The following is a 19,274-nucleotide window of genomic DNA, read 5'->3' as shown; positions in this document are numbered from 1 at the left end:
AATGACCCTGCCGCCAAGACAAATCGCAATCTCACGTCCCGACATGGGGGATGAGGAATGGCAGGCGCTGCGCGAACCGCTCGAAAGCGGCTGGCTGACGCATGGGCCCAAAGTCTCTGCTTTCGAGAAAGCTTTTGCGACGCGGCACGAAGTCCCGCACGCCATGGCCGTCACGTCGGCGACGACGGGACTGCATCTGGCGCTGGCGGCACTCGGTATCGGTCCTGGCGACGAAGTGATCGTTCCGGCCTTCACCTGGGTGTCTACGGCAAACGTGGTGATCTATTGCGGGGCAACGCCCATTCTGGCGGACGTGGATCGCGTCACGTTCAACATCGATGTCGCGGATGTTACACGAAAGATTTCGCCACGCACCAAAGCCCTGATTGCGGTTCATCTGTTCGGCCTTTGCGCGGATATACCGGGATTGCGAGCCGCGCTTCCCGCAGACATCGCGATCGTTGAAGATGCGGCCTGTGCCGCGGGCGGCGCGCTCGGAAATGTTCCAGCCGGGGCGCTCGGCGACGCCGGTGTCTTTTCCTTTCATCCGCGCAAGTCGATCACGACCGGCGAAGGCGGGATGGTCACGACCCGCGATCCAGCGCTCGCGGAGCGGGTGCGTGTAATGAGGAACCATGGCGCGTCGATCTCCGAGCAGGAGCGTCACCACGGCCCGCAGCCATATCTGCTGGCTGCATTCGATGTGCTGGGTTTCAATTACCGTATGACCGATCTTCAAGGCGCTGTTGGGCTCGTTCAATTGGCGAAGCTCGACCGCTTCATCGACGAGCGCGCCAAATGGGCGCAGTGGTATCGTGAAGAGCTCGCGGACCTGAGCTGGTTGCGGCTGCCTGATGAGCCCCTCTCAGGCCGCCATGCATGGCAGTCTTTCGTTGCTTATGTCGATCCGGATCGCGCACCGCGTTCACGTAACGAGATCATGGCGCGGCTGCATGAGCGCGGCGTGGCGACGCGGCCGGGAACTCATGCGGTTCACATGCTCGGGCACTACGAAAAAATATACGGGCTGAAGCCGGACGATTTCCCCGGCGCGCGTGACTGTGATCGCAACACAATGGCCATTCCTCTGCACAACAGGATGTCGCCGGACGACTTCGCGTACGTCGTGCAAATGTTGCGAGAGGTCTGACGCACTGATGTGCGGCATTGCTGGAATTCTGAACCTGGCGAGCGAGCCGGTCTCGCCTGTCACGCTTCATCGCATGGCGGAAGCCATCGCGCATCGAGGGCCGGACGGTGAGGGCTTCTATACTGACGGCAATCTCGGCTTTGCCCATCGCCGCCTGTCGATCATCGATCTGTCGACGGCCGGTCAGCAGCCGATGATCAGCCACGATGGCCGTTTTGTTCTGACTTACAACGGCGAGATCTATAATTTTCAGGAATTGCGGATCGAACTGAACGCGCTGGGGCATCGTTTCGTTTCCCGCTCCGACAGCGAAGTGTTGCTGAATGCGCTCGCGGCGTGGGGTGAGGGCGCGCTTGACCGGTTGAACGGCATGTTCGCCTTCGCATTGTGGGACAAGACGGAGCGAAGTCTTCTGCTGGCGCGCGACCGGTACGGTATCAAACCGCTCTACTGGACTCAGCAGGGCCAAACGTTTCTGTTCGGCTCCGAAGTCAAGGCTATCCTCGCGCATCCGGCTTATACGGTCGATGTCGATCGCGAGGGGTTGATCGAGTATTTTACGTTCCAGAATTTTTTCACGGACCGGACTCTTTTCAAGGACGTGCGACTGCTGCCGCCGGGTTCGTTCATGAAAATCCAGAGCGGCTCCGGCCGGACGCTTAAGCCGAGAATGTTCTGGGATTTCGACTTCAAGGAACCAAACAAGCGGCTTAAGGATCAGGAATATGAGGAAGAACTGAGCCGCCTCTTTAAACAGGCGGTCAGCCGGCAACTCGTAAGCGATGTCGATGTGGGGGCCTACCTCTCGGGCGGAATGGACTCCGGTTCGATCACGGCGGTTGCGGCAGCCCAGTTGCCGTACATGAAAAGTTTCACGACGGGGTTCGATCTGAATTCCGCGTCCGGTGTTGAACTTCTGTTCGATGAGCGTGAACAGGCTGAGCACATGTCTTACCTGTTCAAGACCGAGCATTACCAGATGGTGCTCAAGGCAGGTGACATGGAACGGGTCATGCCGCGCCTCACCAATCATCTGGAGGAGCCGCGCGTCGGCCAGAGCTATCCGAATTTTTACGCGGCCCAGCTTGCCGGAAAATTCGTGAAGGTCGTTCTTGCCGGAACGGGCAGCGATGAATTGTTTGGCGGCTACCCGTGGCGTTACTACCGGGCCGTGGTGAACGACGGCTTTGAGCAGTATGTCGACAAGTACTATAACTTCTGGCACCGGCTAATCCCGAACAAATCCATTCAGGATATGTTCAAGCCGATCTGGGGCGACGTGAAGCACGTCTGGACTCGTGACATTTTTCGAGATGTCTTCGCGGATCATGCGAGTTCGCTGACCAGTCCGGAGGACTACGTCAACCACTCGCTGTACTTCGAGGCGAAAACCTTTCTCCACGGTCTTCTCGTCGTCGAAGACAAGCTCAGCATGGCGCACGGTCTTGAATCGCGCGTTCCGTTTCTGGACAATGACTTGGTCGATTTCGCGATGAAGGTTCCAGTCCGGTTGAAGCTAGGCAACCTCGGCGAGGTCGTTAAGCTGAATGAAAACGAGCCCGGTCCGAAAACCCAGAAATATTTCGAGAAGACCCGCGACGGAAAGTTGTTGCTGCGTAACGCTATGAAGAAGTTCGTGCCGGACGTCGTTTCGTCGCGCGAAAAGCAGGGTTTTTCCGCGCCTGACGCCAGTTGGTTCAAGGGCGAGAGCATCGATTATGTCAGGAAGCGCCTGCTGAACAAGGACGCACGTATCTATCAGTTCTTCGATTATGCAACCGCCAGCGGATTGGTGCAGGAGCATCTCGATGGCCGCGCCAACCGCCGCCTGCTGATCTGGTCGCTGCTCAGCTTTGAAGAGTGGTGCCGAAGGTTTCTGCCGAACTAGATCGTCCAGCAATAATGTCCGCGAAAGGCCCATCTGTCCGACACTTTCGTCAAGCTGGATGATTTTCGCAGATTGAAAGAGAAGTTCGATTATGTGGTCGTCGCCGGCGTGTTCAATGCGCTGTACAGCGAGAGCGAAGAGACGCACCGACGATATTTTCGATGTCATCGAACATCTGTTTTCACTTTCTCAGGAGTATCTGGCGGTCAACTTCATGACTGATGTGGTCGATTTTCGTCAGCAGGGCGCATACCATCAGAGTCCGCATGAACTTTGTGAATTTGCCAACGAGCGCCTTTCCCGGCGCTGGGTGCTCGATCAATCGTACATGCCCTATGAATTTACGCCGACGATCTTCCGCGATGCCGAGATTCAGCGTTTGGACAATATTTACCGGACACGCGCGTGAAGGTTGTTGAGCTTCGAGCCTCCATGGAGGGCACTTACCGTTCGTTTGTGAACGGGCGAAGCGATGCGTTGATCTATCACACCTTGGAATATCGAAACTTGCTGACGGAATTGATGCATGGCGTTGCGCGCTATCTCGTCTGCGAAGATGATAGAGGAGCCATTCGCGGCGTTCTGCCCTTGTTTCAGGTCGACGGGCCTAACGGACCTGTTCTGAATTCCTTGCCGTATTACGGAAGCAATGGCGGAATCGTCTCGGAAGTGCGCGATGCGCGCGACGCGCTGATGGCCAGGTACAATGAACTTGTATCCAGCAGAGATGTCGCGGCTTCCACGATCATCGCAAATCCCTTCAATGACGACGCACTCGATGACGCCAGTCATGATTACGTGGACCGCCGAATCGGACAGGTCTCGCCAATCAATGCGGAAGCCGATCATGAAGACGTGTTGATGGATCGTTTCCATTACAAGACGCGTAATATGATCCGCAAAGCAGCGAAGTCGGGTGTGATCGTGACCGCCGACAACAGCAGGGTCGATCAACTGCGCGAAATCCACGAAGAGAATATGCGCGCGCTCGGCGGCGTGCCGAAGTCGCCGGCGTTCTTTGAGGCAATGGTCAGAATATTTTCGCTCGAACAGTACCGAGTTTATACCGCGACCATCGATGGAACAATCGCTGCTGCTCTTCTGGTTTTGTTTCACGGCGAAGTCGTGGAATATTTCACACCGGCGGTGCGCAAGGAGTATCGCGACAGCCAGGCGCTCAGCCTCGTTATTTTCAAGGCGATGGCGGATGCGTCGCGCGAAGGGTATCGCTGGTGGAATTGGGGCGGGACGTGGGCCTCGCAGGAATCGCTTCATCGATTCAAAAGTCGATGGGGGACCGAAGATCGTCCTTATGTGTATCGCACCAAGGTCAATGACGACTGCCTGAGGAACATTCCCGCCGCGCAGCTGCTCAAGGATTATCCCTACACTTACGTCTTGCCGTTCAGCGCCTTGCGTGTGGAGCGGTCGGCATGACGCAGGTATCAAACGTTGTGGTCGGCGGTGGCATTTCAGGAATGCTGGCGGCGTTTTCTGTTAGCAGAGAAACGAAAAGAAAAAATTATTCTTGCTCGTCTTCGTTCAGCATTGGCTCCCTACTTTGCTTTTGTTTACTTGCTGAACAAGGCTGGCATTTTGCACACGTCAATGCGTGGTGGACCACTTGGCCAAACTCGCTTTTGGTTTTGGAGGTCATGTTGTCGATGGGCAGGAATTCGAACAGTATGGCGGCGACGGCTATAAGTATTCAAAGATGCAAGATCTAAGCTTACGCCACGGCTTTCTACTGAATTGCCCCCAAGCCGCTAGAAACGAAGGGGAAATCGAAACGCGTGTGCGGTATTGGACGCGCCATGCAGATGTGTTCCTGTGTGGGATACTTGTCGATGGTGTAGGTCGTTGGGATGTGCTGACGCCATATTACCTTGCAATAGATACAGAACTCTGGCTGTCAAAGGCAACTTACCCGATGCCCTCGATGCGGACGAACGACAGTTTGCAGTAGCGTATGTCAAGACCAGCAATCGAAATCGAAGGTTTGCGCAAGACCTTCCGTCTGTACCCTGATCTGGTGACCTCGCGGGTCAAACAGGGAGTGTTTTTCTGGAATACTTACTATCGCGAAAAGGTGGCGCTGGATGATGTAAACCTCCGCCTCGAAAAAGGTGAGGTCGTCGGCGTTATCGGGCCGAACGGAGCTGGCAAATCAACGCTTCTCAAGATTATCGCGGGTATTTCCCGCGCCTCGGAGGGACGCGTTAGTGTGAACGGGCGCGTCGTTGCCGTTCTCGCGCTGGGACTCGGATTTCATCCCAGGTTGACCGGCCTGCAGAATATCGATCTGGCCGGAATGATGCTTGGTATGTCGCGTGAGGAAGTTCGTCGGAAGCGCGACTGGATCATCGATTTCTCAGAGCTCGGCAGTTATATCGAAAGTCCGATCACGAGCTACTCGACGGGAATGCGCGCTCGCCTGTCGTTTGCGGTCGCCGCCTGTCAGGACCCTGAGATACTGATCATCGATGAGGCGCTGGCAACGGGAGACGTCCGTTTTGTCCAGAAGTGCATCGACCGGATTCATCACATAACAAAATCAGGAACGACGGCGCTTTTCGTTTCGCACAGCGTCTGGAGCATCAAGCGTCTTACGAGCCGGTGTATTCTCATTCATGATGGCAAAGTCGCCGACGACGGCGATACGTCACGCGTTGTGGACCGATACTACGAGTTTATGCTCAAGAGCGAGATCGCCGACACCTACTCCCGCGAACAGGCGGAGGGCAGTTTTGTAGGTACCGGGGAGGTCAAGCTCAGTCGGGTGGATCTGCGGAATGATTCGGGAAAAAGCATCCGCATCCTCAACTCGGGAGAGGGTGGCCAGTTGCTGCTGGAACTCGACAAAAGCGGACTTCCCAAGAATGTTGCAATTTCAGTGATTGTTCATCGAGGAGATGGAATTGTTGCAACTGCCATGGCGGGCCTGGCTGGCGGCACGCTGAATGAGAAATACGAGTTCGTGCATCCGGCCTTCGAGTTGAAAGCGGGCCTCACAACTGTGAAATTCAAGTTTGATCACCTGCTGCTCGCTCCCGGCGATTACAGCATCGATCTCCATCTGTTTGACCCCGAGGAATACAGCGGCTTCACCGGCGGTCAGCAATTTTTCTTCAAAACGCGCATTCTGGAATTTGGCGTGCGCCGGATCGGAAATCCGAACCGCGCGGCCGTTTACTATCAACCGGCATCGGCGGAATTGGTGCCATGGAGCGATCCCGTTGCGACTTGATTTTCTGATCGAACTCACTCGTCGCCGTGTGGTGGACAAGTATATCGGGACCAGTTCTCGTCTTTTCTGGGTTTTGTTGTCGCCGGTTATCCCGCTGATCGTGAACGTGGCGGTGTTCTATTTCATTGCACGAATTCCGGAAATTCAGGCGATGGGTCTGGCCGCCTATGCGGCCTTCATGTTCAGCGGCTTGCTTCCGTTCCGGATTGTGCAGAAGGCGACTATCGAGAGTTGCGATCTGCTGCTCGGCAATATGGAGATGCTGAAAACGGCAGTATTTCCGCTGCCATTCTTGACGCTTTCCGCTGTTGGTGCGTTGCTTGTCGAGTTTATGATTCAGTGTGCGTTCATGGCGGCTCTTCTCATGATCGCTGGATCTGCGCTGACGTGGACAATCCTGTTGCTTCCGGCTGCGCTGTTGGCACTGTTCGCCTTGGCGGTGGGTCTTAGCTGGTTTCTATCTATCCTGACTTACGCTCTGCGCGATCTTCAGGAGATCATGACTGTACTGTTTTCCGCGCTGCTTTACGTGACGCCGATCATGTATCCGCCGGAGTCCGCTCCGCCTTTTCTACAGAAACTGATCTATCTCAATCCGGCAACGAGCTATGTGATCATATTTCGCGATGCTATCCTGCCCGGCCCTGGAGGAATCCATGTTGGAGCATGGATAGCCGCTCTTTCGACGTCGGCGTTCTTCTTTATCGCGGGCTGGTTTGCGGTTCGCGGCGCTCAGCGTTTTGTCGGCGACATGGTTTAGCGCGCGTGAAAATTCTCATCACAGGAGCGGGAGGGTTCGTCGGCAAGCGCCTTGTCGCCGTTCTTTCTGATGCCGGTCACGAGGTGGTCGCGCTGGTGCACTCCGCTCCGTCGGAGAAAGACCGGTCATATTTCCTGAGAGAGCGCGTAACGCTGGTCGAAGCCGATCTCACCAAGTTTGATATCGCTGGTCTGCCTGCCGGCATCGAGGCCGTCATTGCTTTGGCGCAGTCGGCGCACTTTCGCGAATTTCCCGAGCGTGCGCTGGAAGTATTCGACGTCAATGTTACCGCAAATCTCAGATTGCTCGATTGGGCTGTAAGGTCGGGCGTGCGGCGTTACGTCTTGGCGTCGTCGGGCGGAATTTACGGCGGTAAACTCGGAGCGCAGTTTCAGGAAACGGACAGCTTTCCTGTTAATTCGCCGCTTGGATTTTATCTCGGAAGCAAACTGTGTTCTGAGATTGTGTTTCAGAACTATCGGCAGTTCTTCGAATGCGCGGTTATCGTTCGGCCATTCTTCATTTATGGACCAGCGCAGCGGCCTGATATGTTTGTAACGCGTATCATAAATTCGGTGCGTGATGGGCGGCCTGTCACTCTTCAGGGCTCAGAGGGCCTGAAGATCAACCCGATTTATGTAGACGATGCGGTCGTCGCGTTTGCTCGGGCCCTCGATCTATCGGAACGCCGGATCATCAACATCGCGGGAAAGGATACCTTGAGTCTTCGGGCGATTGCAAACATGGCTGGAGACCGGCTTGGAAAAACACCGGTGTTTGAGGCAGTGCAGGGCGAACCAGTGGACTACGTCGCCGACATCGCAATTGCGAGGCAAGTGCTGGCTCTTGAACCGCGCTCGTTCGAGTCCGGTCTCGCAGAGACGGTTGGCGAGCAGATATGAAAATCGATCTGCGACCTTTAAAGTCGGATGACAGCGAGCTTCTTTTCAAATGGATCAACGATCCCGATCTGGTCGCTCTCAGTGCTCCTTTCCGCGAGGTCGACAGAGAATCCCACGACAAATGGTTTGAGAGAGTTCGTTCCATCGATGATCTGCGGATTTTTGCAATTGCGCTTGAGGACGATGACTCCACTATCGGTTACTGCCAGTTGAAAAAGATCGATCGCACCAACCGCAACGCTGAATTGCAGATACGGATCGGCGATGGCGTTATGCACGGAAGAGGTGCTGGAACGGCTGCAGTTCGGAAGCTATTGCACTACGCCTTCGGCACGCTGGAACTGCATCGTGTCTATTTACAGGTGTTCGCTACGAATGTTCGCGCGCAACGCGCCTACTTGAAGTGTGGCTTTCAGATCGAAGGTGTCCAGCGTCAAGCCGTTCGTATTGACGGTCATTTCGTGGATATAGTCATGATGGCTGTCTTATCTGGCAAGCAGAAGTAAGTAAGGCTGCGACTCTAATCATGAGTGTAACCGTCGCCTGCCATCAGCCGAACTTTCTGCCTTGGCTTGGATTTTTCGCGAAAATCAAACGTTCGGATGTATTTTTCCTTCTGGACGATGTGCAGTTTACCCAAGGCGCGAACAAGCACAACTGGACCTCACGTGTGCGGATCAATGCCGCGAACGGCCCGGTTTGGTTGAGTCTGCCGGTGCGGCGTTCGGGCGAAGGCAGGCAACTGATTCTGGATATCAGGACCGATGAGCAACCGCGTTGGCTGCCGAAGATGTTGAAGACGCTCGATGAGTCGTATCGTAAGGCGCCGCATTTCGCTGAATGTATGCCCCCGATTGTCGAGATAATTGCGCGCCATCGGGGTTTTGTGTGTGAAACCAACATCGCAATAATTTCTGCAGTTTGCCAGATGCTGGGTATGAAGACGACCATCATGCGTTCGTCCGAGCATCCCGTCGATGGAACGGCGACCGATCGGCTTGTCAATCTTACGCAGTCAGTGAATGGAACCACCTATCTGTCCGGGGACGGCGCTGATGACTATCAGCTGATCCAAAAATTTGACACAGCAGGTATTCGTCTGTCCAAGTTGGGTTTTCGTCCACTGCCATATCCCGGTCGGAGGGGCGCTGAGTTCGTTCCAGGACTCAGCATCATCGACGCGCTGTGTTACGTCGGCGTTGAGAGAACAAGAGAATTGCTGAAAGGCTAGGGCGCGTATGGTGGACAGCGGATTCGAGTTGAAATCTTACGAAAGTCTTCTGCGGTGCGGACTCGACGCCAATTATAAGTTCGTTGAGTTTGCAGAGATCGGGAAAGAAGATTCACCGCGCAGCTGTCTGCTGCGTCATGACGTGGATTCGGAATTGCTCGATTGCGGCGGCATGCTCGATATCGAAAAGTCGCTGGGTGTGACAGCGACATACTTTCTCATGACGCGTTCCACGGCTTACAACCTCTTCTCGGTTGAGGCGACAAAAATAGTTGCACGCATGCTCCGTGATGGTCACAGGATCGGTCTTCACTTCATGGGCGAGCGTTGTGAAGGGAAGGACGCTTCCTACATTGTTGACGAGGTATTGCGCGAAACTGCGTGGCTGGAACAAGAATTCGGCGTGAAAAGCGACGCGGTTTCGTTTCACCAGCCGACGCGGCAAATCCTCGATGCGCAGATCGAAATACCGGGTCTTAAAAACACCTATAATGCGGAGCAAATGTCACCATATTTTTATGTCTCCGACACGAATATGATCTGGAGACACGATCATCCTAAGGACATTTTCTCTCGCGGTTTGCATCCGCGCCTCCAGTTGCTCATTCATCCCATGTGGTGGACGCCAGAGCCGCTGGCGACAATCGAAAAATGGCGCAACGTCCTTCGCAACAATCAAAAAGCGGTCATTGATCACTGGCAGTCGCGGGAGCGAACGCTGGTGAATATTGATCTGTATGGAGAGACGGGATCGCGCGATGCGGAGTGATTCATCAGATCGCGAGGTGTCCGGTGTCAGCGATGAGCAGCAGACGCATCAATCGTTCTCGGACAAATGGACAAAAAATCCATCTCTGGTCCTCCAGCAGACGCTGGATCCGAATTCCATGTTTCAGAAGTGGATTCTCGATCGCAACGGGTGGATGACTGCTGACGGCTTGAGAGATGTGTTGGGAGCGCGAAAGCGTATACTGGATGCCGGATGTGGAAACGGCCGTGTCACCGCGCTTCTCGCTTCTCTCGCGCCTCATGCGGAGGTGGTTGGGATTGATCAAATCCCGCTTTCAGCCGCTTGCGAGAACACCGGTTCTTTTTCAAACATTTCGTTTCGGAATGCGAATCTCCGCGAAAGGCTCGATCAAGTTGGAATGTTCGACTTCATTTATTGTCAAGAAGTCTTGCATCACACGGGCGATGCGCAGGCTTCCTTCGATAATCTCGTATCCATCCTTGCGGCCGATGGTGAAATCGCCATCTATGTTTATCGGCAAAAGGCGCCGGCTCGGGAGTTCATGGACGATCTCGTGCGCGAACGAATTTCATCGCTGTCTTACGAGGAAGCAATGACCGTTTGCCGCGAGATCACGGAGTTTGGCCGCAGACTTTCGGAAGCGAAGCAAGAGATCGAGTTCGATGATGTTCCCGTTCTAGGTATTGAGGCTGGGCGCTATACTCCTCAGCGGATCCTCTATAATTTCTTTCTCAAATGCTATTGGAATCCGGATTTATCGTTCGAGGAAAATGCCGTCATCAACTATGATTGGTATCACCCGACGCAGTGTTCCCGCCACACTCTCGAGGAGGTGCGGGATTGGTTCGCTCAGGCAAAGCTGAACGTGACGTGGGAGTACCAGGATCTCTACGGGATTACGATGCGCGGGAAGCGATAAGACGAGCCCGGAAAATTTATCGATTTTGTCTCGCGAGATCGACTGGAACGGCAGCATTCAAAGACGATGAAGTTTCTTAAGGAGATTTTCTCCGGAAATACCGAGAGATTGCGTTTTGGTCGAGTTTTGTCTTTCGGCAGCTGGGCCATTATGCGTCAGACCCACCTTGCCAACATGTACAGACGAATATCCGAACTTGAGTGGCTTGCGACGCAGGGCGCGAGAATTAGCGAATCTTCTCCGAAGGACGTCGAAGCTCACAGTCGGCGTAGCGTCGTTTTTCTCCACAACAGCTATTACAATTTTTATTACCTGGCGCAGGCTTTGCGAAAGCGAGGTTGGGACGCGCTTTCTGTCAGCATTGAAGACCCCGACGGGCCGAATGCGAGATTTCAGCATGGGAGCGACCTAAATCTCTACGACGCGTCGGATGAGAAAATGCATGCGAACATCCAGTCGTTTTTCTCGGAGAGTATCGACCGTTTCAAGATGGTCCATTTCTACGGACGCGGGCACATGTCGTTTTTTCCATCGGAATTCGACACTGAGCAGACTTACGCTCGGCTGCCGCTGAGCTTTCTTAGGCTTAAGCAAGGCGGTGTAAAAATCGGATATTCGGTATGTGGATGTCTCGATGGAGTCTCTCAATCATCGTTCTCCCGATGGAGCAGCGCTAGTTGTGATAGGTGCGTCTGGCAGAATTCCCCACATATTTGCGACGATCGTTTGAACCTTGCCTGGGGCCACAAGGTCGAGACGTTCTGCGACTTGATCTCGTGCGAGGGATTTCCTGCGCTCGATTATCAGTCCGGTCCAAAGGCGTATCGCAACCCGCTCACCACTGCGCTCGATCCTGATATCTGGAGTCCAGAGCTTGCCGTTCCCGATCAGTTTCTGCTGCCTCGGGAAAGCGGGGAACTCATCGTCTTTCACGCCGTCGGAAATTTTGAGTTTCGGTCAACCGGGCAGCGAAATCTGAAAGGGACGGGTGCCGTGGTTGAGGCGATCAAGCGATTGCGGGCGGAAGGTATGAAGGTGAGACTGGAGTTTGTCACGAATGTGCATAGTAAGGACGTCCGGTTCATTCAGGTCCAGGCCGACGTCATTGTCGATCAGCTAAATCACGGGCGCTATGGTGCTGCCGCTCGCGAGGGCATGATGCTCGGTCGGCCAACGATTTGTCACATCAACAAGGCGGAACTGACGGGCGAGGCGCGTCTTGAATCGATCGAGACTTGTCCGCTTGTTTCGGCGAACGAGACCACGATCTATGAGGTTTTGCGCGATCTTCTCAACGATGCGCAGAAGCGAAAAAGAATAGGCATTGCCAGTCGCGCGTTTGCCATGAAATGGCATTCGGCGGACGCCTGCGCTGAACGGTTTGAAGATGTGTACGACCGGCTGATGTCAGGCATGCCGGTTTCGCGTGCGTGAGAGTGTGACGATGAGTGGACCGGCTGAAGACAAGAAAGACGTGAGACCGTTGGAAGTTCTTCTTCTATGCGACTATCGGGAAGGCCTTACGGCGACGGTTCGCGATCATATCGACGCGCTCACATCTCACTCGCATCATCATGTCCGCAAGGTTTCAATTCTGGGAGATCTCCCGCCGCGTCTCAATCTTGATCATTTCGATGCGGTGATTGTCCATTATTCTCTGGTCCTCTGTCGTAACTCATACGTCAGCGCGTCCGCGCGCGCCGCTATCAAGAGGTTTCGCGGCCTCAAAGTCGTTTTTATCCAGGACGAGTATCGCTTCATCGACGAAACCATTGCCGCCATGCGTGAGATCGGCATGAATGTGCTATTCACGTGCGTGCCGGAAGAAGAGATCGAGAAGGTTTATTCATCGGAGCGACTCCCCGGAGTGGTCAAGGTCAATGTGTTGACGGGATACGTTCCTGAAGCGCTGCTGGGCAGGCGGGTGTTGCCGTATAATCAGCGATCGGTGGACGTTGGCTATCGCGCGCGGAAGGTTCCGGCCTGGCTCGGCGAACTGGGGCAGGAGAAGTACGATATCGGTCAACGGTTCCGAGCCGATGCCGTGACCGACGGTCTAAATCTCGACATTTCCTTCCGTGAGGAGGACAGGCTTTACGGCGACAGCTGGATCGATTTCGTCGCGAGCTGCAAGGCGATGCTCGGAGTCGAAAGCGGTGCGTCTGTCTTCGACTTCACTGGAGATATCCAGCGAAATGTCGAAGATCACGTGCGGCGAGAGCCGGGTATCGAATTTCAGAAGCTGAAAGACCTTTATTTCGCAGAAGCTGAAGGTCAGATCAGGTTGAATCAGATCTCTCCGCGGTGCTTTGAGGCTGCGGCGCTTCGCACCTTGCTGATTATGTACGACGGAGAATATTCGGGCCGGATGCAAGCGTGGCGGCACTATGTTCCGCTCCGGAAAGATCATTCCAATCATGCGGAAGTAGTCGCCGTCCTGAAAGACGAAGCGCGCTCGCAACAGATTATTGAGACGGCATTCCGTGAGGTTGCTTGCAATCCGGGTAACAGGTATCAGGCGTTTGTCGATGACTTCGATGAGACGATCGATGGGGCATTCAACCCGAACCAGAAAGCCGCGCTGTCCGCTCTGGACGACCGGCAATTTGCAAAATTATCGTCTCCTAGCTGGGTCGCACGACGACGATGGGCGACACGGCGAGTGATCGAGTATTTTCATCGGCTTGTCTTTTCGACCATTCTTGGTCGCGCCCGACCCGAGACCCGCGAGACCGTACAGGCCTGGTTGAAGTATCTTCTTCATCCGGTCCAGCTTGTGCTGCGGCAGATAAGACCCTGATCGCGTGAGCGCGAAAACCCCGAACTGAGAGACGTTCATTATGTGCGGCATTGCCGGCTTTGCATCGCTGACTGCAAAGCCTCTTACCAGGTCGGCTCCCGCGCTGAGGGCGATGTCGTCATTAATTTCGCATCGAGGTCCAGATGGCGAAGGAGAATGGGTCACATCGGATCAGCGAGTCGGATTCGTCCACCGCCGCCTTGCGATCATCGATCTGTCGCCGGGCGGCGCACAGCCGATGCATGCGCCAAACGGCACCGTCATCACCTACAACGGTGAAATCTACAATTACATCGAGTTGCGCGACGAGCTTTCCGCGCACTGGAATTTTCGCTCCACGTCGGACACCGAGGTCATTCTCGCCGCCTACGAACGCTGGGGAGAGGACTGCGTCTCTCATTTGCGCGGCATGTTTGCCTTCGCCATCTGGGACGAGCGCAAACACAAGCTGTTCGCGGCGCGCGACCGCTTTGGCATCAAGCCATTCTATCATACCGAACAGAACGGCGTGCTGTACTTTGCGTCGGAAGCGAAGGCGCTTCTGCCGTTCCTCCCGGACATTGAGACGGACTCGGTCGCTCTCGCAGAATATCTGACCTTTCAGTACACCATTGGCACGAAGACCCTTTTCAAGGGCATCGATACTCTTTTGCCGGGCCACTCGCTTGTGGTCGCCAACGGTCAGGTCAGGATCTCCCGCTACTGGGACGTCCAGTACGAGGTCGATTTCGATCACAGCCCGCGCTACTTCGAGATGCGCTTCAAGGAGTTGCTCGCCGATTCCATGAATGTGCATCTGCGTGCCGACGTTCCGGTCGGCGGCTATGTCTCCGGGGGGCTGGACTCGAGTCTGGTGGCGCTGCTTGCTTCAAAGCACGACCACCGCAACCGGTTAGCCTTCCACGGCCGGTTTCTGGAGCATCCCGGCTACGACGAGAGTCATTATGCCCGCGAGGTGACGGATCTCGCGGATATGTCGTTGCATATCGCCGATATCACGGCGGAAGACTTCCGCACGCATATGCATGACGTTATCTATCATCTCGATTTCCCCGTCGCCGGGCCCGGATCGTTTCCGCAGTTCATGGTGTCTGCGCTCGCCGCGAAGCATCTCAAGGTCGTGCTTGGCGGGCAGGGCGGCGACGAGTTGCTGGGCGGCTATGCGCGCTATCTCGTCGCTTACTTCGAGCAAAGCATCAAGGCGGCGATGGACGGTACTTACAAGCAGGGCAACTACGTCGTGACGATCGAGTCGATCGTGCCGAATCTCGGGCTGCTCCGCGAATACAAACCAATGATCAAGGAATTCTGGCGCGAAGGATTGTTCGAGGACCTCGACAAGCGTTACTTCAGGCTCGTCGACCGCTCGACCGACATGGTCGGCGAGGTTGATTGGTCGTCTCTGGATAAGGGGCGGGTCTTCGAGGCGTTCCGCGCGATCTTCAACAATCAGGACAACGTCCGCAAGGAAGCCTATTTCGACAAGATGACTCACTTCGACTTCAAGTGCCTGTTGCCGGCGCTACTGCATGTGGAAGACCGCATGAGCATGGCGCACGGGCTTGAAAGCCGTGTCCCGTTCCTCGATCACCCGCTGGTCGAGTTTCTCGCCACTGTGCCGGCCGATATCAAGTTCCGCGGCGGCCAGATGAAGCAGATCATGAAGGAAGCCTATAAGGATACGCTTCCGAAGAGTGTCGTCGAGCGGCGTGACAAGATGGGTTTCCCGGTTCCGCTGAAGGAATGGTTCGAGGGGCCGCTGGCGAGCTATGTCCGTGATATCTTTGCCCAGCAGAAGGCCCGCCATCGGCCGTATTTCAACAGCGATCTCGTGCTGGAAAATTTCGGATCCGCCTCGCGGTTCTCCCGCAAGACGTGGGGCCTGCTGAGTCTGGAATTGTGGCATCAGCGGTTTCACGATCGCGCTGCCGAATTCAGGGCGATGGTGAACTGACGTGCCGTTGTCTATGATCGTTTACCGCAAGTGCGCTGAAGTCGTTGTTATGAGCATTGGAGATTTCGCGTGAGCGCCGTCGATGAGAAAAACATCGCTTTCTGGAACGAGCTGTGCGGAACGGGACTTGCTACCGAACTGGGTATCAAGGACGATTCCGCGGCGAGCTTGAAGAAGTTCGATGACTGGTACTTCGACTTCTATCCTTACCTGTGCGATCATATCCCGTTCTCCCAGGTATCCGGCCGGAATGTTCTCGAGATTGGCCTCGGATACGGAACCGTTGCGCAGAAGCTGATGGAATCGGGCGCCAACTATCACGGACTCGATATCGCCGACGGCCCGGTCGCGATGGCTCAGCATCGCGCGGACATGCTGGGCAAACCCATCAAGGCGTCGCAAGGCAGCGCGTTGGCCATTCCGTACCCCGACGCGACATTTGATTTCGTCGTCACAATCGGCTGCCTACATCACACGGGTAATCTGGCGTTGGCGATGCGCGAAGTTCACCGCGTGCTGAAACCAGGTCAGCAGGCGATGATCATGGTCTACAATGCGCTGTCGTATCGTCAGTGGCTGGGAAACCCGCTGGCGACTTACAGACGTATGAAGACGCCGGATTTCGAGTGGTCAAACGCCGATCCGAAACTCCGCAACGCATACGATTCCAATCGGGAAGGTGTCGCTGCGCCTTCGACGACATTCATTTCACCGGGAGAGGCGAAACAGTATCTGTCGAAGTACTTTAGTTCGGTAGATGTCGTGCCTCGCAATATCGGCAGTGGTATATGGCCCCGCCGCATCTGGCCGCGTTCGTTCATGAATGCGTGCTTCGAGCCGTTCTTCGGGCTTGACCTCTACATCAAATGCATCAAGTAACCCGTTCACTCTAAGGAACCTCATATGAAGATTTTCGTAACCGGCGGAGCCGGACAAGTCGGGTCGACCGTGATCGATATGCTGCTGGCGCGGGGCGATCAGGTGCTCGCAATCGACAATTTCTCGACCGGGCGGCGCGACAACCTCACGGAACATGCCAACCTGAAACTCGTCGAGGACACCATCACCGACGCAGCGGTGGTCGATGCGCTGTTCGCGGATTTCAAGCCGGAGGTCGTCATTCACACTGCGGCTTCGTACAAGGATCCTGACGACTGGGGTACTGATGCGCTGGTCAACGCTGCAGGCACGGCGAATATCGCCAAGGCGTCGAAGACCCACGGGGTGTCGCGTCTGATCTATTTCCAGACGGCGCTGTGCTACGGCACCAAGCCGCTGCAATCGCCGATCCAGCTCGACCATCCGATCGATCCGGTGAACTCGAGCTATGCGATCTCCAAGACAGCCGGCGAGCATTACGTGCAGTTCTCGGGCGTCGATTGGGTGACGTTCCGTCTCGCCAATGTGATCGGGGAGCGCAACGTTTCGGGTCCGCTGCCGATTTTCTTCGAGCGCCTGTCGGCGGGCAAGAAGTGCTTTGTGACCCCGGCGCGCCGCGATTTCTGTTATGCGCGGGATCTCGCGCGAGTCGTGGTCCGCGCGGCCGACGGCGACGGACGCGGCACGTATCACTTCTCGTCCGGCAAGGACGTTGCGATTATCGAGCTTTACGACGCAGTTGTCGCGGCGATGAAGCTGAACGATTATCCGGAGCCTGAAGTGAAGCCGCTCGGCAAGGACGACGCTGCCTCCATCCTGCTCGACCCATCGCGGACGTTTGCCGATTTCGGCGCGGTGGAATTCACGCCGCTGGCGAAAATCGCCGAAGCCGCCGTCGAACGCTGGAAGAAGGAAGGCGTGCAGGGCGGTTACACCCATCTCAAGGTCGCGCGATCCTGACGAAAGACATCTGACATGCGTATTCTGATCACCGGCGGCGCCGGCTGCCTCGGTTCGAACCTAATCGAGCATTGGCTGCCGCAAGGCCACGACATCCTTGTCCTCGACAATTTCGCGACCGGAAAACGCGAGGTCGTGCCTCCGGTGAAGGGCTTGACGCTGGCGGAAGGATCCGTTGCCGACCGCGATCTGGTGTCCCGCGTTTTCGACAGGTTCCAGCCGACGCATGTGGTGCATTCCGCCGCCGCGTACAAGGATCCGGCGGACTGGCGCGAGGATGCGGCCACCAACGTCGCCGGAACGATCAACGTCGCGGATGCCGCGCGCACGCATCAGGTGTCCCGCATTCTCAACTTCCAGACGGTGCTTTGCTACGGCCGCCCGGAAACCGTGCCGATCCCGGTCGATCATCCGCTGCGGCCGTTCACGAGTTACGGCATTTCCAAGGTGGCCGGCGAGCAGTACCTTGCCATGAGCGGCTTGCCGTTTGCATCGCTGCGGCTTGCTAACGTGACCGGACCCCGGCTTGCCATCGGGCCGATCCCCACGTTCTACAAGCGGCTGAAAGCCGGGCAGGGCTGTTTCTGCACCGACGCGCAACGCGACTTTCTCGACATGACCGACTTTCTCGCAGCGGTCGATCTGGTGATGAAGGACGATGCGCCGGCCGGAATCTTCAACGTGTCCAGCGGCGAGGGACATTCGATCCGCGACGTCTACGACGCGGTGCGCGCCCATCTCGGGCTGCCGGCCGATCCGGACGTCAAGGTCGTGCCGGTTGGTGACGACGACGTGCCGGCCGTCGTTCCGGACCCGTCGCTCACTCATTCGCGCCTTGGCTGGAAAGCCAAGATTCCGTTCGCGGAGACCATCAAGCGAATGCTGTCCTGGTATGACGCGCACGGCGTGAGCGACGTTTACAGTCATCTCGCGGCCAAGCACTGACCTGACAATGCTTCCTGAATTGAAATTCTAAACGATGCCAGCCCCCAACGATCCCGGCGTCAAAATTGAGAACGTCAAGACGTTCTGGGAAGCCAATCCCGTGGCTGCGGAAGGCATTTCACATGAATGGGGATCGGCTGAGTATTTCCGCGCGTTCGATGCGCTGCGCGAGGATGATTCCTGTGAGCCGCTCGCTTTGTCTGACGCCATTCATGGTTACTCGGATTCAGGAGGCCTCAAGGTTCTCGATATAGGCTGCGGTAACGGCTACGTGCTGTTTCAATACGCGCGCCATGGCGCGGACGTGACAGGTGTCGATCTGACGCGGACGGCGGTTGAATTGAGCCGGAAGCGTTTTGCCCTCGGGCAAACGCGCGGCGAATTTCTGGAAGTAGACGGCAACAACTTGCCGTTTCCGGACAACCACTTCGACATCGTCTGTTCGATGGGTGTGCTGCACCACATCTCTGACCCGCGACCTATGGCTGACGAAATCTTCCGGGTTCTCAAGCCAGGCGGGCGGCTGATCGCGATGCTTTATCATCGCTATAGTTGGAAAAACGTTGTTCTGCTGCGGGTGAAGCGGCTGCTCGATCCGCGCTATCGCGGTAAAAGCCATCAAGAAGCGCTGAATATGAACGATGGTGACGATTGCCCGCTTGCGCTGGTGTACAGCCGCGACGAGGCCGCCGCGTTGTTTTCGAAGTTCTCTGATATCGAATTCCGGTTGACCCAGTTGAGCTGGCGTCAATTCCTGATGCTGCCGCCATTGGTGAAATTGGCGGAGAGATTTTTCCCGCCATCCAGCGACTGCTGGCCCGCGCGGACAATGGGCTGGAATCTGAATATTCGCGCACTTAAACCTGCTTCGCAGAAGGCTTGATTTCT

19 protein-coding genes are annotated in these 19,274 nt (G+C 55.8%); all 19 read left to right on the top strand.

The genetic code is table 11. From position 1 onward, the window contains the following. The first annotated feature begins 1 nt into the window (after position 1). Positions 2–1,150: a DegT/DnrJ/EryC1/StrS family aminotransferase gene (locus AC1RKJ_RS06690; protein WP_492790290.1), complete on the top strand. Its 1,149-nt coding sequence runs from the start codon at positions 2–4 to the stop codon at positions 1,148–1,150. A 7-nt stretch (positions 1,151–1,157) separates the two neighbouring features. After that, entirely contained in the window at positions 1,158–3,038 is a 1,881-nt protein-coding gene (gene asnB, locus AC1RKJ_RS06685) for an asparagine synthase (glutamine-hydrolyzing) (RefSeq protein ID WP_492790289.1), read from the top strand. Positions 3,039–3,153: 115 nt separating this feature from the next. Further along, positions 3,154–3,447, top strand: coding sequence for a hypothetical protein (locus tag AC1RKJ_RS06680; protein WP_492790288.1), 294 nt, complete (start codon positions 3,154–3,156; stop codon positions 3,445–3,447). Continuing rightward, the gene (locus tag AC1RKJ_RS06675) at positions 3,444–4,475 is read left to right on the top strand and encodes a GNAT family N-acetyltransferase (RefSeq protein WP_492790287.1); all 1,032 of its coding nucleotides are present in this window, start codon (positions 3,444–3,446) and stop codon (positions 4,473–4,475) included. Before AC1RKJ_RS06680 ends, AC1RKJ_RS06675 begins: the two co-directional genes overlap by 4 nt. 187 nt (positions 4,476–4,662) lie before the next feature. Continuing rightward, positions 4,663–5,004 (top strand): hypothetical protein, encoded by a 342-nt coding sequence (locus tag AC1RKJ_RS06670; protein ID WP_492790286.1) that lies wholly within the window; start codon positions 4,663–4,665, stop codon positions 5,002–5,004. A gap of 3 nt (positions 5,005–5,007) precedes the next feature. After that, entirely contained in the window at positions 5,008–6,285 is a 1,278-nt protein-coding gene (locus tag AC1RKJ_RS06665) for an ABC transporter ATP-binding protein (RefSeq protein ID WP_492790285.1), read from the top strand. Between the two features lie 28 nt (positions 6,286–6,313). Further along, on the top strand, positions 6,314–7,045 hold the full coding sequence (locus AC1RKJ_RS06660) for an ABC transporter permease (protein ID WP_492792661.1): 732 nt from the start codon (positions 6,314–6,316) through the stop codon (positions 7,043–7,045). A 5-nt stretch (positions 7,046–7,050) separates the two neighbouring features. Continuing rightward, on the top strand, positions 7,051–7,947 hold the full coding sequence (locus AC1RKJ_RS06655) for an NAD-dependent epimerase/dehydratase family protein (RefSeq protein ID WP_492790284.1): 897 nt from the start codon (positions 7,051–7,053) through the stop codon (positions 7,945–7,947). Next, positions 7,944–8,453 carry a GNAT family N-acetyltransferase gene (locus tag AC1RKJ_RS06650; RefSeq protein ID WP_492790283.1) on the top strand — a complete coding sequence of 170 codons (510 nt, stop codon included), beginning with the start codon at positions 7,944–7,946 and terminating at the stop codon, positions 8,451–8,453. The genes AC1RKJ_RS06655 and AC1RKJ_RS06650 overlap by 4 nt, the downstream gene beginning before the upstream one ends. Positions 8,454–8,473: 20 nt before the next feature. After that, on the top strand, positions 8,474–9,178 hold the full coding sequence (locus tag AC1RKJ_RS06645; RefSeq protein WP_492790282.1) for a WbqC family protein: 705 nt from the start codon (positions 8,474–8,476) through the stop codon (positions 9,176–9,178). A 28-nt stretch (positions 9,179–9,206) separates the two neighbouring features. Beyond that, positions 9,207–9,947 carry a hypothetical protein gene (locus AC1RKJ_RS06640; RefSeq protein ID WP_492790281.1) on the top strand — a complete coding sequence of 247 codons (741 nt, stop codon included), beginning with the start codon at positions 9,207–9,209 and terminating at the stop codon, positions 9,945–9,947. After that, entirely contained in the window at positions 9,937–10,848 is a 912-nt protein-coding gene (locus tag AC1RKJ_RS06635; protein ID WP_492790280.1) for a class I SAM-dependent methyltransferase, read from the top strand. Before AC1RKJ_RS06640 ends, AC1RKJ_RS06635 begins: the two co-directional genes overlap by 11 nt. A 66-nt stretch (positions 10,849–10,914) precedes the next feature. Continuing rightward, a complete protein-coding gene (locus tag AC1RKJ_RS06630) occupies positions 10,915–12,282 on the top strand; it encodes a glycosyltransferase (protein ID WP_492790279.1) in 1,368 nt (455 codons plus the stop codon). Between the two features lie 10 nt (positions 12,283–12,292). After that, complete coding sequence (locus AC1RKJ_RS06625; protein WP_492790278.1) at positions 12,293–13,648, top strand: hypothetical protein; 1,356 nt, start codon at positions 12,293–12,295, stop codon at positions 13,646–13,648. A gap of 40 nt (positions 13,649–13,688) precedes the next feature. Next, positions 13,689–15,602, top strand: coding sequence for an asparagine synthase (glutamine-hydrolyzing) (asnB, locus tag AC1RKJ_RS06620; protein ID WP_492790277.1), 1,914 nt, complete (start codon positions 13,689–13,691; stop codon positions 15,600–15,602). Between the two features lie 69 nt (positions 15,603–15,671). After that, the gene (locus AC1RKJ_RS06615; protein WP_492790276.1) at positions 15,672–16,481 is read left to right on the top strand and encodes a class I SAM-dependent methyltransferase; all 810 of its coding nucleotides are present in this window, start codon (positions 15,672–15,674) and stop codon (positions 16,479–16,481) included. Positions 16,482–16,505: 24 nt separating this feature from the next. Further along, entirely contained in the window at positions 16,506–17,441 is a 936-nt protein-coding gene (locus tag AC1RKJ_RS06610; protein ID WP_492790275.1) for an NAD-dependent epimerase/dehydratase family protein, read from the top strand. Between the two features lie 15 nt (positions 17,442–17,456). Continuing rightward, positions 17,457–18,386 carry an NAD-dependent epimerase/dehydratase family protein gene (locus AC1RKJ_RS06605; RefSeq protein WP_492790274.1) on the top strand — a complete coding sequence of 310 codons (930 nt, stop codon included), beginning with the start codon at positions 17,457–17,459 and terminating at the stop codon, positions 18,384–18,386. Positions 18,387–18,486: 100 nt separating this feature from the next. Beyond that, the gene (locus tag AC1RKJ_RS06600; RefSeq protein ID WP_492790273.1) at positions 18,487–19,269 is read left to right on the top strand and encodes a class I SAM-dependent methyltransferase; all 783 of its coding nucleotides are present in this window, start codon (positions 18,487–18,489) and stop codon (positions 19,267–19,269) included. The last annotated feature ends 5 nt before the right edge of the window (positions 19,270–19,274 follow it).

Source organism: Afipia sp. GW822-FHT04G07, from assembly GCF_058800765.1.
This window is presented reverse-complemented; position numbering and strand designations above follow the sequence as displayed.